Here is a 13,417-nt window from a genome sequence, read left to right on the forward strand (position 1 = left end):
GACGGCGAGTGGTCCACGACCGCGTCGACGAAAGAACCGGCAACCACAGACGCAAAGACCTCTCGCGTCGATCCTGAAGGTGAGGACATGGATCCGAGGACCACCACCGAGACGAACCGGCTGTCCCGGCGCGTCGGCGACGTCGAACCCCAGCAGATCCGCGTGATGTTCGAGCTCGCGGAGCGGCAAGGCGGCGATCTCGTCCACCTCGAGTTCGGCGAACCCGACTTCGACACGCCCGAACACGTCGTGGAGGCCGCGACCGAGGCCGCGAAGGACGGCCGGACGAAATACACCTCGAACGCCGGAATACCGGAGCTTCGCGCGGCGATCGCGGCGCGCCTGTCGTCGGAGCCGGGTCCGGACATCGACCCCGACTCGGAGGTCGTCGTCACCACCGGCGGCGTGGAGGCGCTCCACCTCGCGATCCAGGCGGTCGCGGATCCCGGCGAGGAGGTCGTGGTTCCCACTCCGGCCTGGCCGAACGTGATCGAACAGACGCGTCTGGCCGGCGCCGAGCCGGTCGAGGTCCCGATGCCCGCCTCCGAGGAGTTCGAGCCCGACCCGGAGGCCATCCGCGAGGCGATCGGCCCCGACACCGCGGCGGTCTCGATCACCTCGCCCTCCAACCCGACGGGCCGAACCATCTCCGAGGCCGGCATCGAGCGGATCGCGAAGACGGCCGCCGACAACGGCGCGTACGTCATCGCCGACGAGGTCTACCGCGAGTTGACCTACGGCGATCGACCCCGGCGGGCCGCGGCCGTGACCGACCACGACGAGTGGGTGCTGTCCGTGAACTCCCTGTCGAAGACCTACGCGATGACGGGCTGGCGCGTCGGCTGGCTCACGGGACCCGCCGACGTCGTCAACGTGCTCTCGACGATCCACGAGTACACGACGTCGTGTGTCAACACGCCCGCACAACATGCCGGCGTCGCCGCCCTCACCGGCCCACGCGAACCGGTCGAGCGCATGCGGGAGACGTTCCGCTCGCGTCGAGAGTACGTCCTCGATCGGATCGAGGCGATCCCGCACGTCTCAGCCGGACGACCGGAGGGGGGTTTCTACGTCTTCGTCGACGTGAGCGCTCTCGAGGGGTCGAGCCTGGAGATCGCGAAGCGACTCCTCGGCGACCACGGCGTGGTGACTGCGCCCGGGTCGGCCTTCGGCGAGGGCGGCGAGGGCTACCTACGGGTGAGCTTCGCGAACGACCGCGATCGGCTCGCGACCGGGTTCGATCGGTTCGAGTCGATGGTTCGATCGGAGCTCGGAGAGACGGAGCGTTCGGCATAACGAGACGGGTGATCGGCCGAGCGTTCGTCGGCGACGACGCGGACGGACCGTGACGTCCGCTAGGCGTAGTTGTGGTAGACGGTCTTGAGCTGTGTGTACTTCAGGAAGCCGTACTTGCCGTCCTCGCCGCCGAGGCCGGACTGGTTCCACCCGATGTGGTGGCCGTGCCAGGACTCGCCGAGGGTGCGGTTGATGTAGGTCTCCCCGAACTCGAGTTCCTCCGCGGCCCGCATGGCGACCTGGTAGTCGTCGGTGAAGAGGTACGCCGAGAGCCCGTATCGCGAGTCGTTGGCGTACTCGATGGCCTCGTCCAGCGAGTCGACCTCCATGATCGGGGTGACCGGCCCGAAGACCTCCCGTTGCATGATGTCCATCTCCTGGTCGACGCCGCCGACGACGGTGGGCTCGTACCAGTACCCGCTCTCGAACGCCCCGTCGTCGGGCGCGGATCCCCCGAGGAGGACCTCCGCACCCTGTTCGCGGGCGCGATCGACGGCGGCCGCGGTCTTTTCGAGCTCCCGCTCGCTCACCTGCGGCCCCATGTCGGGGTCGTCTTTCGGATCGCCGATGGTGACCTCACGTGCGGCCTCGACGTACTTCCGTTCGAACTCCTCGCGGACGTCCGAGTGGACGTAGACGCGCTCGGCGCAGGTACACACCTGTCCGGTATTCGTGATCCGGGCCGTGAGGACGTCCTCGACCGCCTCGTCGACGTCGGCGTCCTTCCAGACGATGGCGGGAGCCTTGCCGCCGAGTTCGAGCGAGACCTCCGTGAGGTTGTCGGCCGCTTGACGCATTATCTCCTTGCCGGTCTCGACGTTTCCGGTCATCGAGATCATGTCGACGTCCGACGACTGGACCAGCTGTGCGCCGGCCTCGCCCGCGCCGAAGACGAGGTTGAAGACCCCGTCCGGGAGGTCGACGTGCTCGTCGATGAGCTCGGTCAGCCGTAACGTCGCCACGGGCGTCAGCTCGCTCGGTTTGGCCACGAGCGCGTTGCCGGCGACGAGGGCGGGCGCGAACTTCCGAACGAACACCGCGATCGGATAGTTCCAGGGGATGATGCCCGCGACGACGCCGACCGGCTGTCGCTGGAGGTGGATGCTCTCGTCGCGAACGTCCCCCGGCAGGATGTCGCCCTCGATGCGACGGTCCCACTCGGCCATGTACTCCGCGAGGTCGGCGGAGGCCTCGATCTCGCCCTCCGCGACCGATCGGGGTTTGCCCTGCTCTTCGACGATCAGCTCCGCGAGTTCGTCCTTGTGGTCCAAAAGCACGTCCGCGACCTCGCGGACCAGCTCGCCGCGTTCCTTGGCCGGGCGTCGCCCCCACTCGGTCTGGGCCTCGTTTGCGGCCTCGACGGCCGCCGCGACCTCCTCGCTCGTCGCGGTCGGCAGTTCCGCGATGACCGCCTCGGAGGCGGGATCGCGAACGTCGACCTCGGAGCCGCCGGACGGCTCACGCCACTGCCCGTCGATGTAGTGACCGCCAGTGCGGTGGTAGGTGCCAGACATCATGCGGATGAGTCAGTCAGATTTTTATATATTTTACGACACCGACACCGGTTCGAGTTACACCGGAACCGATTCGACCCACACCGGAACTGGTTCGGGTTACTATTGAAGTATACGAGGTCCGTTCCCTCGAGTATGATCGACACGAAACGGCTCCTTGAACGGCTCTCGAGCGAGCGGGGAGCGGACTTCGATTTCGAGCCGAGCCCGTCGGAGTCGGCGATCCGCGAGGTCGTTCGGTCGCTGCAGGCAGAGGGGCTCTGTGGCCGTCGCGTCGTGGAACAGCGGCTCGGCCCCTACTTCCTCGCCAGCGATCGACACGGACAACGCGAGCTCGATCTCCTCGAGGAGATCGTCGAGGAGGAGTACGCCGACGTGGACGTCTGTGTCCGGACGCGGAGTTCCGAGTGTAGTCGGCTCCGTGGCGGGTGCCAGGGCGCACGGTAACCGTCAGTTGACACCGATCGGTGTGAGTCAACACCGACTACAAATTCGATACGCGAACGCTCCGCTCACGGATTCGTACTGCGTTCGGAAGTGGACTCGCGGGGTCCCCACGAGCGCAGCGAGTGGGGGCACGCGAGGGAACGAACGAAGTGAGTTCCCTCGCGGGGATGTGAACCGAAACCAGACGTGCTCGCTCCCGTCGGTCGCTGCGCGCGACTGGTAGGGTTCAAATCATCGCTCGACCATTCTGCTCCCTCGTAAAACTCGGTCGCTCCGATGGACTCGCGGGGATTTGAACCCCGGGCCTCTTCCTTGCGAAGGAAGCGATCTGCCACTGATCTACGAGCCCGCCTTCATGTCTTGTGAATCGACCGGCGTATTTGTACCTTACCTTTCGACACTTCCGTGACACGGAGACCCGTTCTCGACGTCGACGACACGCGTTACAACCTCCAGATCGAGACGAATCGCACGAATCCGGAATCGGGTGGACTCGCGGGGTCCCCACGAGCGCAGCGAGTGGGGGCACGCGAGGGAACGAACGAAGTGAGTTCCCTCGCGGGGATGTGAACCGAAACCAGACGTGCTCGCTCCCGTCGGTCGCTGCGCGCGACTGGTAGGGTTCAAATCATCGCTCGACCATTCTGCTCCCTCGTAAAACTCGGTCGCTCCGATGGACTCGCGGGGATTTGAACCCCGGGCCTCTTCCTTGCGAAGGAAACGATCGACGCCGACATCGGCGCCGCTATCGACGGGTCAAAAAACGGAAGAACTGCGGCGCGAGTGCGCCCTAGCGCTTAGTCCTCGAGTACGATCTCGATGCTGACGTCGTTCGGAACCTGAATGCGCATGAGCTGGCGAAGCGCCCGCTCGTCCGCGTCGATGTCGATCAGACGCTTGTGAACGCGCATCTCCCAGTGTTCCCACGTCGCGGTCCCCTCTCCGTCGGGGGACTTGCGGGACGGGATCTCCAGCGTCTTCGTCGGCAGCGGGATCGGGCCCGACAGGGAGACCCCCGTCGAGTCCGCGATCTCGCGGACGTCGTCGCAGATGTCGTCGAGGTCCTCGGGGCGGGTACCGGCGAGGCGGACGCGTGCCTGCTGCATCGATTATCGCTCGTTGACGCTGAGCACCTTGCCGGCAGCGATGGTCTGACCCATGTCGCGGATCGCGAAGCTGCCGAGTTCCGGGATCTCCCCGGACGGCTCGATGCTGAGGGGCTTTTGCGGGCGCACGGTGACGACTGCGGCGTCGCCGGACTTGATGAAGTCCGGGTTCTCCTCGGCGACCTCGCCGGAGGACGGGTCGATCTTCTGGTCGATCGACTCGATCGTACACGCGACCTGCGCCGTGTGGGCGTGGAAGACCGGCGTGTATCCGGCGGTGATGACGCTCGGGTGCTGCATGACGACGACCTGCGCCTGGAAGGTCTCCGCGACCGACGGCGGGTCGTCGGCGGGACCACAGACGTCGCCGCGACGGATGTCGTCCTTGCCGATGCCGCGGACGTTGAATCCGACGTTGTCGCCGGGCTCGGCCTTCGGCACCTCCTCGTGGTGCATCTCGATCGTCTTCACCTCGCCGCCGACGTCCGACGGCTGGAAGGAGACGTTGTCGCCGGTGTTCATCACGCCGGTCTCGATACGTCCGACCGGGACGGTCCCGATGCCGGAGATCGTGTAGACGTCCTGGATCGGCAGCCGAAGCGGCGCGTCCGTCGGCGGCTCGGAGGCCGGCAGGTCGTTGAGAGCCTCGAGGAGGATCTGCCCGTCGTACCAGGGGGTGTTCTCGGACTCCTCGGCGATGTTGTCGCCCTCGAAGGCCGAGATGGGAACGAACGTGGTGTTGTCCGTATCGAAGCGGACCTGGTTGAGGAGCTCCTTGACCTCCTCGACGACGTCGTCGTAGGAGGACTCCTCGTAGTCGACGAGGTCCATCTTGTTGACGCCGATGATGAGCTCGCCGATACCCAGCGTACGGGCCAGGAAGACGTGCTCGCGTGTCTGGGGCGCGACGCCGTCGTCGGCCGCGACGACGAGGACCGCGTTGTCGGCCTGTGAGGCGCCCGTGATCATGTTCTTCACGAAGTCACGGTGGCCCGGACAGTCGACGATGGTGAAGTAGTACTCGTCGGTGTCGAACTCCTGGTGGGCGATGTCGATCGTGACGCCACGCTCGCGCTCCTCGGCGAGGTTGTCCATCACGTAGGCGAACTCGAAGCCGCCCTTGCCCTTCTCTTCGGCTTCCTCGCGGTGCTGCTCGATGACGTGCTCGGGGACGCTCCCCGTTTCATAGAGGAGTCGGCCCACGAGCGTACTCTTGCCGTGGTCGACGTGGCCGATAATGGCCAGATTCTGGTGCGGTTTGTCACTCATGGGTAATCACGCGCTAAGGCGCTCTGTGAGGATGTTTTCGGTTGATTCCACTAAAACGGTTTCGATACGGAGTACAACCCATCCGGATGCCGTCCGGCGGTTTGTGCGGGATCCTCACGTGGGGAGTGCTGACACGACCGCCGCACCCGGTCCGGGAGGTGAGGTCGACACCGGTCGTCAACGTCGATGTCGGTCGTGAATATCGATACCGGTCGTCGAGGCCGATACTCATTGTCGACGCCGATACGCATCGTCGAGCCCGAGGGTGGGCGAGAACGAATCGGATACCGAAAGAGGCGGGGGCGATGCTGATGGAGCGGGGAGAACGCGATGACGGAGAAAGGGGCGAACGGGGAGAAAGCGACGATCAGCTCAGACGACCGACGTCGCCGAGGACGGCGCTCGCGGTCTCGGGGCCGCCGGCGCCGCGTCCCGAGAGGTTCAAGCGGTCCGCGTGGGTCGTCTCGAGCTGGACGATGTTCTGCGTGCCGGGGACCGCGAGGGTCGCGCCCTCGGAGACGAGCCGCGGACCGACCCGGACGCGATCGCGGTTGGCCTCGCCGATGAGGCGGATGGTGCGGCCGTCGTCGGCCGCGAGTTCGAGGGCGTTTCCGGGGATGTCCCGAATGCCATCGACGGTCGCGTCCGCGAGGGAGAACTCACGGGCATCGGAGGGATCCTCGGCGGAGCCGAACGAGAGCACGTTCGCCAGGATGACGCACTTGAGCGCGGCGTCGGTCCCCTCGACGTCGAAGGAGGGGTCGGCCTCCGCGACGCCCATGTCCTGGGCCTCCGCGAGGACGTGGTCGTAACCGAGACCCTCGGCCGCCATCCGCGTGAGGATGAAGTTCGCCGTGCCGTTCAACACGCCGCGAACCGCGGTGACGTGGGCGGGGTCGACGTCCTCGATGGTCGAAATCGCCGGGATGGCGCCCGCGACGGTGGCCTCGAATCGGACTGACCCGGCGGAGTCGTCGGCGAGCGCTTGAACGTCGCCGAACCGCTCGGCGACGGGCCCCTTATTCGCGAGCACGACGTTCCGATCGCGTTCGAGGGCGGTCCGAACGTGTGAAAAGCCCGGCTCGGCGTCCCCGAGCGTGGTCGGCGTCGCCTCGACGAGCACGTCGTAATCCGCGGCGAGCGCGTCGGCCGGGTCGGCGGGACCGACGACGCCCGAGGCGTCCTTCTCGGCGAGCGCGTCGGCGACGTCGAGTCCGTCCTCGTCGATCGCCGCGCCCCGCGAGTCCGAGAGCGCCACGACCTCGTGACCGTACTCGCTCGCGAGTTCGGCGACCGACCGACCGACGGCCCCGACGCCGAGGATCGCGAGTCGGCTGCCGGTCCCTGGCGAGGTCGCCGCCATCACCGGTCACCTCCGGCGAGCGGCTCGATGACGTCGATCCCCTTCTCGGAGGCGATCGACCGGACCGCCTCGAGGGCGGTGACCGTCTCGTTCGCGCGCGCGGCGAGCCGGAGCCTGGCGCTGGAGACGCCGTTTCCGGACCCCTTGGGTGCCGAAAGGGACACGTCGACGACGGAGGCGGACGCACACTCCTCGATCCGCGAGAGCGTGTCGGAGAGGTCGGTGTCGATGAGGTGGCCGACGAGCAACAGCGTGATCTGCTCCGCGTACCGCTCCGTGCCCGCCTGCATCACGTTGATGCCCTCCTCGCGGAGCGCCTCGACGATCGCCTCGAACCGGTCCTCGGTCGCCTCGAAGTCCACCTCGACCGGGATGTGACCACGCGGGGTCTTGTTGCCGCGCTCGTGGTAGATGGACAGGAGGTTGCCGCCGTTGTCCGCGATGGGGTGGAGCGCCGCGAGCAGTTCGCCCGGCTCGTCGACGAGCTCTAAGCGAACGGTGTGGGTCGAGGAGGCGGCGGCGTGGCCGCCGTCGGTGGCGCTCTCGGCGTCGCCATCGACGTCGGCGTCCCGGCGACCGCTCGGGGCGCTCACGCGACCACCTCCGAGCGCCCGATCCGGTCCGCGAGGGGGCACGGCGTTGTCGGCCCGGAGCGACTCGGCCGTGGCTCCGTGTCGACGCGTCGATCTGGGGGCGTGCCCGTCTGCATACACCACGGTGTCGGGTCGGGAGGTATAAGCCTCCGGCGATGTGGGCCGAACGGACTACCGGGTCGAATCGGGGCCGACGTCCTCGTCCGTCTCGGATGCCGATCGCGTGGCATCCTCCTCGGGCGGCTCGGGTGACTCTGATGGGCCGGGCGGCTCGGGCGGCTCGGGCGGTTCGAGCGCGGCGACGAGCAGCTCGACGGGACGCGTCTCCCGAAGCTCGGACCAGGTGCGGTCGTCCCGGAGCGCGATCGTTCCGGCGGCGGCGACGGCGAGCGCGAGAACGGAGCGGATCCCGACGATCGATCCATCCGCGACGACTGCCGAGACGAAGACGCCGACCGCGGACGCGAGTCCGACCGCGAGCGCGAGGAGTCCGAGCACGCGCAAGGGTGCCGCACGGAGCTCCGCGTGAGTCGACTCCGCGGCCGAGGCGAACCACGAATCCGCCGTCGCATCGCCGAGACGTCCGAGAACTCGGTCCAAGAGGACAAGCACCGGGCCGACCGTCCACGTCTCCCGAAGGTCGATGACGATCACCTCCGGGTCGGGCTCCGCGGTGAGCCAGCGAAACAGCCAGGAGTTCCGGGTCGCCTCGACGAGGAACCGCCCGCAGTCGGCGAGCGTGGAGTCGACGGCGATCTCGCTCGCGCGGTCGGCGGTTCGACGGGCGGTCCGAATGATCGCCGAGTCCGCCGACGCCCGAGAGAGTCGGTTCGCGGCGCGCTCGATCGCGCGTCCGATCGCTGACTCGCTCGGGTCGATCGACGGACCGGCGGCGTCGGAATCGGAGGACATCGGTGTATCGCGTCTCGTCGTATGGTGACGCCTGCGAGTATAAAGAGGTGGGCGATTCGGACGGCGGAACGGTCGGGTGGACGCTCCAGTCGAGGAGGGGTGGTCGTGGTACCATGACCCTCGCAAGCGTTATCCCCGAACGGGGTGTACGTTTGGTTGCAATGGCAAACGGTAAGGTTGACTTCTTCAACGACACTGGCGGCTACGGTTTCATTTCGACTGACGCGGACGACGTAGACGAGGACGAAGACGTGTTCTTCCACATGGAGGACGTCGGCGGCCCCGATCTCGAGGAAGGTCAGGAAGTGGAGTTCGACATCGAATCATCCCCCAAGGGACCCCGCGCGACGAACCTCGTCCGTAACTAAGACGACCTCGTCCGTCACTTCCAGCGAGGAAGGGCGATTTCGCTTTTTCGACCGATCACGACCCGACTGCGTAGAGTCGCGATCGCGACCCGACTACCGGGAGTTGGACGGCTGGCTGCGGAGCGTTGGAACGGCGCGGAGCGACGAGTCAACTCGAAGGGACGGTAAGGCGCCGAGAAACATCGATCACAACGACGCCGAGAGACGTCGACTGCGGTTGCGCCCCGGCGACGACCGTCGCCTCGGCGTCGACCGAGACTACGCCCCGACGGCGACCACGGTCGCCTCGACCGTGACCGTGCCGAGATCGAGGACGACCGTCGAGCCCTGCCGGAGGGGTTCGCCCTTGAACCGGACTCCGGTAGTCGTCTCGCGCACGCGCAGGTCGGCCGTGATGGTGACCTCGCGGTTCACCGGGTGGTCGACGACGTTCACGGTCCCGTCGTCTCCGGTCGCGATGATGATGGACGGTTCCGTCTCGACGTCGGTGACCTCGGCGACCGTCTCCTCGCCGGAGTACTCGACCATTCCGGGCGCGATCGCGTCCGCCATGTCCTCGTGGACGTCCTCCATGCGGAGGGTGACCTCGCGGGTGGTGGCCGAGTCGAGTTCGGGCTCGCCGCCGACGCGCTCTACCGTCCCCTCGAAGGAGTAGGCGGTCGTCGGGAACGTGAGGTTTTGTCCTTGGCGAAGGGGCGTGCCGGCGAACCACAGGGAATCGCCGTGGCGGTGGGCGTCGAGCGAGACGGCGAGGAGCACCCGGCGGGTCCCGGGGTCGGCGGTCGCGTAGACGGCCGAGTCCTCGACGGTGGCGACGGTGCGTCCGGCCAGGCGAAGCTCGTCGCCCGAAGCGATGCTTTCCGCCGCCGCGGCGGGCATGGTTCCCCGCAGGACCGCCGTCGTCTCCTCGGCGTCGATCGCATCGGCCTCGCCGACGTCGCGGATCTGACCGTTCACCTGGTAGCGGTCGGTCGCGATCTCGAGAGAGCGCCCGAGCCGTAGCGGGGCGTTCTCGTAGGTGATCGCTCCGTCGTCGTCGAGTGTCCCCTGAACCTCGACGCGGGCGAGCACCGCGACCCCGCCCTCGCGCGGCGTGAGGTGGAGGTCCGTGATCGTGAGTCGGGTTCCGTCGCTCGGCTCGTAGACGTCACCCTCGTTGATCGCCGCGACGACGTAGTCGGGCTGGGTGCCCAGATCGAGGGTGGCGTGGGTCGTTCCGGTGTCGGGTTCTGGAGCCGGATCGTCGGCGAGGACGAGGGCCGCGCCGGCGACGACCACGGCGGCGACGAGCAGGACCACGAGGGCGTCCACGACGTTCACTACGCCGAGGAGGTTGCCCTCGTCGTCTATGAGCGCCATTGGCGATCACCGGCCGGAGAGTCGCGTGTGAGAGTCATGTTGGTACGGGACGGGCGCGGATACATGATTGTTGCCGTTTCGAGCGACTGGGACGGCCACATCGAGCGACCGACACGGTTCGAATCGTGACCAAGCGGAGATTCGGTGGGCGTCCTCAAGAATTATCACTCAAGCGACGATAGATTGTGAAGAACCGACCGGTGGGTCGGAGGCAGGAGACGCGAAAATGAGCAGGAACATCCTCCAGTGTGGATACGGTGGCGCCGACTCGACCGAACCCACGAGCCGTATCGTCGCCGCCGTGCATCGAACGTCCTCGCGACGGACGGGATCGAGAGGTCGTCGATGACTCCACGACGAATCCTCGCCGTGATCGCCGTCGGGGTGTTCGCGGTGGGACTGACGTTGGTCGGGGGAGCCGACGGCCAAAGCTCGAAGGGGAACATCACCGCGGAGGACCCGATCGTCGACGTCGCGGCGAACCACACCGCCGAAATAACGATCGAGAGCGACGACGGCGTGAGTGGCAGCTCACTCACCGGACTCCGACTGGACTACTCGGCGAGCACGGCACCCGATCTCGGAAACGTGACGGTTGACGACGTGGTTCGAGCGGGGATCGACACGGATCAAGACGGAACGATAGAAGAGGATGCGATCTCCGATCTGGACGACGTGACGCTCTCGAACGGTGGAGAGACGATCAGCTTCGACTTCGGCGGAAGCGTGAGCATCAGTGCGGACGACCGTATCATACTCGAATACTCGAACCTCACGAACCCCGACACAACGGGGCCGCACGATGTGGAGATCGTGGTCAACCCCAGCAGCAGTGCGACGTCCGCGGTTCCGCGGTACGAACTCCTCGAGCCGCTCGAGATCGAACGGTTCGCCTTCGAGACGGACGACCGCGAGGCCGACCTCGTGCTCAACGCGAGCGAGAAGCTCGACGACATCGAGGTGGCCGTCGACGGCGATCGTTCGACCACGCTCGACGAGGGCGACTTCATCCACCACGGCAACGGCAACTACACCGCCGAGAACGTCTCCGAGGGAGATCCGGGCGACTACGACGCGACCCTCCGGACGGCGAGCAACACCACGGACGGATTCACGCGCGACGCCGCGGACGGACAGACGGCGAACGTCACGATCGGAGCGCTGTCGATCGTCGACGGCGAAAGCTCGGTGACCGAGGTGGCGGCGGGCGAGACCGTGACGGACCAGACGGTCACCGCCGAGATCGAGAACCTCTCGAACGGGAACGGACACGCCGTGACGTTCGCGTTCCCGAACGACCTCGACGGCGAGATAACGGACGCCACAGTCACGACCGACGCCGGCGCGGCGAGCCAACCGACCACGACCGTCGACGGAAACGAGGTCACCGGAACCTTCGATCTGGACGACTGGAGCGACCTCAACGACCTGAACGTCACCCTGGATGCGGACGTGACCTATCCGACCGGGGCCGAAGGCGATGACCTCGACGTCGACGCGACCGTCGACGACGCGGACGGAAGCACCGACACGAAGCGGCTGTCCACCGTCTCCGTTCTCCCGATCGTGGACGTCGCGGGCGGATCCATGTCACCCGACGAGGTGGACGCTGGCGGGACCGTCACCGACCAGACGATCGAGATCGACGTCGACGAGTTGAACCGGGACGGGGCGCCCGCGAACGTCTCGCTCGCGTTCCCGGACGCGCTCGCGAACGAGGTAACCGTCACGGACGTGGCGACCGACACGGGAACCGTCGAGGGGAACCGGACGGTGAACGGCGAGCGCGTCGACGTCGATCTGAACGTGGGAGGCGGGGGCGGAACCGCGGACGCGAACCTGACCGTCACCGCCGACGTCACCTACCCGACCGGAACGGACGGCAACCGGCTCCACTTCGATGCGACCGCGGAGGACTCCGATGGGAACTCGGATTCGGAATCGCGGGTTGCGAACGTCTCCGTCGGCGAACTCGATCCGGTGGCGATCACGGACGGATCGATCGACCCGAACGGCGTCGACCCCGGCGAGACCGTGACGCAGAACCTGACGGTCGAGATCGGCAACCTCACTCGGGACGGCGAGGACGCAGAACTCGAGGTCGTCTTCCCCGACCCCCTCGACGGAAACTACACCGTGACGGATGCGACGGCGGCCGACGCGACGGTCGAGGGGAACTCGACGAGCGGATCGACGACCACGGTCACGCTGGACGCCGGAAGCGGCGGCGGAACCACGGACGCCACCGTCGAACTCACCGTGGAGGCGACCTACCACTCGGCGCTCGAGGACGGCGAATACGGGATCGACGCCTCCATCGACGACACCGACGGGACGAGCGACACGAGCGACCCTCTCGTCCGGGTCGCCGTCGGCGCCATCGATACGGGGATCGACGCGTTCAGCCTCTCCGCCGACGATGGGGACGACGACGGTACGGACGACGAGCTCTCGGTGGAGTTCGAGTCGCTCACGGAACTTTCGGCCGCGAGCGTCGCCGTGACCGGACCGATCGAGGGAACGCTCGATCGCGGCGACCTGGTCGAGACGGAGATCGGCGACGGCGACTATCGGTACTCGGGAACGCTGGTCGTCGGCGACGGCGACGACGCCGGCGGGGATTACGAAGCGACCCTCGAGTCCGCGAGTGACGTGTACGACAACGACGTGAGCGACGGAGAGTCCGACACGGCAACGATCGAACGCGCAGTCGACGACGGAGACGATGACTCCGGCGGCTCGGAAAGCGATCCGCCCGTCTGTTCGCCGAGCGCCGAAAGCGATCTGGACGGAACGAACCCCGTCGAACACGAGACCGCGGTGTGTGCACGCCCGGGTTCGACGGTGACCGCGGAGTACGTCGTCACCGACCACGAGGAGGCGATTGGGGTGTCAGTCCTCGAGTACGAGATCGTCGCGGACACCCGAGTGGACTTCGACCTCTCGGTCACGGTTCGAAACGGGAGCGACGCAGGGATCGACGCTCCCCGATCGGTCGCCCGGCCCGTGGTGATCGACGTCGAACGTGTCTCGGGGATGCCCGACAGCGTGCGCGAGGGGACGCTCGTGGTGGGCGTGAACGCGAGCGCGTTCGGCGACGCGCCGCCGACGGCGATCGACGTCTAACGAACCGACGACTGGTCGAGCGTCGACGCCGAACGGCTCGAGGACGGATCCGAGGGCGGTTCCG

11 protein-coding genes and 2 tRNA genes are annotated in these 13,417 nt (G+C 67.0%); 4 read left to right on the plus strand and 9 right to left on the minus strand.

All coding sequences use genetic code 11. The features are described from left to right. The first annotated feature begins 87 nt into the window (after positions 1 to 87). Complete coding sequence (locus tag ACZ5YD_RS07900) at positions 88 to 1,296, plus strand: pyridoxal phosphate-dependent aminotransferase (RefSeq protein WP_379742002.1); 1,209 nt, start codon at positions 88 to 90, stop codon at positions 1,294 to 1,296. 59 nt (positions 1,297 to 1,355) lie between these two features. Here the strand turns inward: ACZ5YD_RS07900 and aldA are convergent, their stop codons facing one another. Further along, complete coding sequence (gene aldA, locus ACZ5YD_RS07905) at positions 1,356 to 2,810, minus strand: aldehyde dehydrogenase (RefSeq protein WP_379742005.1); 1,455 nt, start codon at positions 2,808 to 2,810, stop codon at positions 1,356 to 1,358. Positions 2,811 to 2,945: 135 nt separating this feature from the next. Here aldA and ACZ5YD_RS07910 point away from each other — a divergent pair, with 135 nt between their 5' ends. Further along, positions 2,946 to 3,257 (plus strand): hypothetical protein, encoded by a 312-nt coding sequence (locus ACZ5YD_RS07910; protein ID WP_379742008.1) that lies wholly within the window; start codon positions 2,946 to 2,948, stop codon positions 3,255 to 3,257. A gap of 277 nt (positions 3,258 to 3,534) precedes the next feature. On the opposite strand, the gene ACZ5YD_RS07915 is transcribed toward ACZ5YD_RS07910, so the two are convergent. The 7 genes from ACZ5YD_RS07915 to ACZ5YD_RS07945 form a co-directional block, all read right to left on the minus strand. After that, positions 3,535 to 3,606: transfer RNA gene (locus ACZ5YD_RS07915), tRNA-Ala, on the minus strand. Between the two features lie 325 nt (positions 3,607 to 3,931). Continuing rightward, positions 3,932 to 4,016 (minus strand) — tRNA-Ala (locus ACZ5YD_RS07920). Positions 4,017 to 4,054: 38 nt separating this feature from the next. Beyond that, complete coding sequence (rpsJ, locus tag ACZ5YD_RS07925) at positions 4,055 to 4,363, minus strand: 30S ribosomal protein S10 (RefSeq protein WP_021073576.1); 309 nt, start codon at positions 4,361 to 4,363, stop codon at positions 4,055 to 4,057. A 3-nt stretch (positions 4,364 to 4,366) separates the two neighbouring features. Beyond that, the gene (gene tuf / locus ACZ5YD_RS07930) at positions 4,367 to 5,632 is read right to left on the minus strand and encodes a translation elongation factor EF-1 subunit alpha (RefSeq protein ID WP_379742011.1); all 1,266 of its coding nucleotides are present in this window, start codon (positions 5,630 to 5,632) and stop codon (positions 4,367 to 4,369) included. Positions 5,633 to 5,999: 367 nt separating this feature from the next. Then, on the minus strand, positions 6,000 to 6,995 hold the full coding sequence (locus ACZ5YD_RS07935; protein WP_379742014.1) for a homoserine dehydrogenase: 996 nt from the start codon (positions 6,993 to 6,995) through the stop codon (positions 6,000 to 6,002). Then, on the minus strand, positions 6,995 to 7,588 hold the full coding sequence (locus tag ACZ5YD_RS07940; protein ID WP_379742017.1) for an amino acid-binding protein: 594 nt from the start codon (positions 7,586 to 7,588) through the stop codon (positions 6,995 to 6,997). Before ACZ5YD_RS07940 ends, ACZ5YD_RS07935 begins: the two co-directional genes overlap by 1 nt. A 171-nt stretch (positions 7,589 to 7,759) precedes the next feature. After that, positions 7,760 to 8,500, minus strand: a complete 741-nt coding sequence (locus tag ACZ5YD_RS07945) for a hypothetical protein (RefSeq protein WP_379742020.1) — start codon at positions 8,498 to 8,500, stop codon at positions 7,760 to 7,762. Positions 8,501 to 8,661: 161 nt separating this feature from the next. Here ACZ5YD_RS07945 and ACZ5YD_RS07950 point away from each other — a divergent pair, with 161 nt between their 5' ends. Continuing rightward, positions 8,662 to 8,868 (plus strand): cold-shock protein, encoded by a 207-nt coding sequence (locus tag ACZ5YD_RS07950; RefSeq protein ID WP_373672819.1) that lies wholly within the window; start codon positions 8,662 to 8,664, stop codon positions 8,866 to 8,868. Between the two features lie 258 nt (positions 8,869 to 9,126). On the opposite strand, the gene ACZ5YD_RS07955 is transcribed toward ACZ5YD_RS07950, so the two are convergent. Continuing rightward, positions 9,127 to 10,227 (minus strand): DUF4330 family protein, encoded by a 1,101-nt coding sequence (locus ACZ5YD_RS07955; protein WP_379742023.1) that lies wholly within the window; start codon positions 10,225 to 10,227, stop codon positions 9,127 to 9,129. A gap of 345 nt (positions 10,228 to 10,572) precedes the next feature. Here ACZ5YD_RS07955 and ACZ5YD_RS07960 point away from each other — a divergent pair, with 345 nt between their 5' ends. Beyond that, on the plus strand, positions 10,573 to 13,353 hold the full coding sequence (locus tag ACZ5YD_RS07960) for an autotransporter outer membrane beta-barrel domain-containing protein (RefSeq protein ID WP_379742026.1): 2,781 nt from the start codon (positions 10,573 to 10,575) through the stop codon (positions 13,351 to 13,353). Positions 13,354 to 13,417: the final 64 nt, after the last annotated feature.

This window comes from Halopenitus salinus, from assembly GCF_055397165.1.

What these genes read in the sequence shown, in the direction of transcription:
- ACZ5YD_RS07900 (WP_379742002.1), top strand. Translation starts at nt 88, where the DNA reads ATGGATCCGAGGACCACCACCGAGACGAACCGGCTGTCCCGGCGCGTC.
- aldA (WP_379742005.1), bottom strand. Translation starts at nt 2,810, where the DNA reads ATGTCTGGCACCTACCACCGCACTGGCGGTCACTACATCGACGGGCAG.
- ACZ5YD_RS07910 (WP_379742008.1), top strand. Translation starts at nt 2,946, where the DNA reads ATGATCGACACGAAACGGCTCCTTGAACGGCTCTCGAGCGAGCGGGGA.
- rpsJ (WP_021073576.1), bottom strand. Translation starts at nt 4,363, where the DNA reads ATGCAGCAGGCACGCGTCCGCCTCGCCGGTACCCGCCCCGAGGACCTC.
- tuf (WP_379742011.1), bottom strand. Translation starts at nt 5,632, where the DNA reads ATGAGTGACAAACCGCACCAGAATCTGGCCATTATCGGCCACGTCGAC.
- ACZ5YD_RS07935 (WP_379742014.1), bottom strand. Translation starts at nt 6,995, where the DNA reads ATGGCGGCGACCTCGCCAGGGACCGGCAGCCGACTCGCGATCCTCGGC.
- ACZ5YD_RS07945 (WP_379742020.1), bottom strand. Translation starts at nt 8,500, where the DNA reads ATGTCCTCCGATTCCGACGCCGCCGGTCCGTCGATCGACCCGAGCGAG.
- ACZ5YD_RS07950 (WP_373672819.1), top strand. Translation starts at nt 8,662, where the DNA reads ATGGCAAACGGTAAGGTTGACTTCTTCAACGACACTGGCGGCTACGGT.
- ACZ5YD_RS07955 (WP_379742023.1), bottom strand. Translation starts at nt 10,227, where the DNA reads ATGGCGCTCATAGACGACGAGGGCAACCTCCTCGGCGTAGTGAACGTC.
- ACZ5YD_RS07960 (WP_379742026.1), top strand. Translation starts at nt 10,573, where the DNA reads ATGACTCCACGACGAATCCTCGCCGTGATCGCCGTCGGGGTGTTCGCG.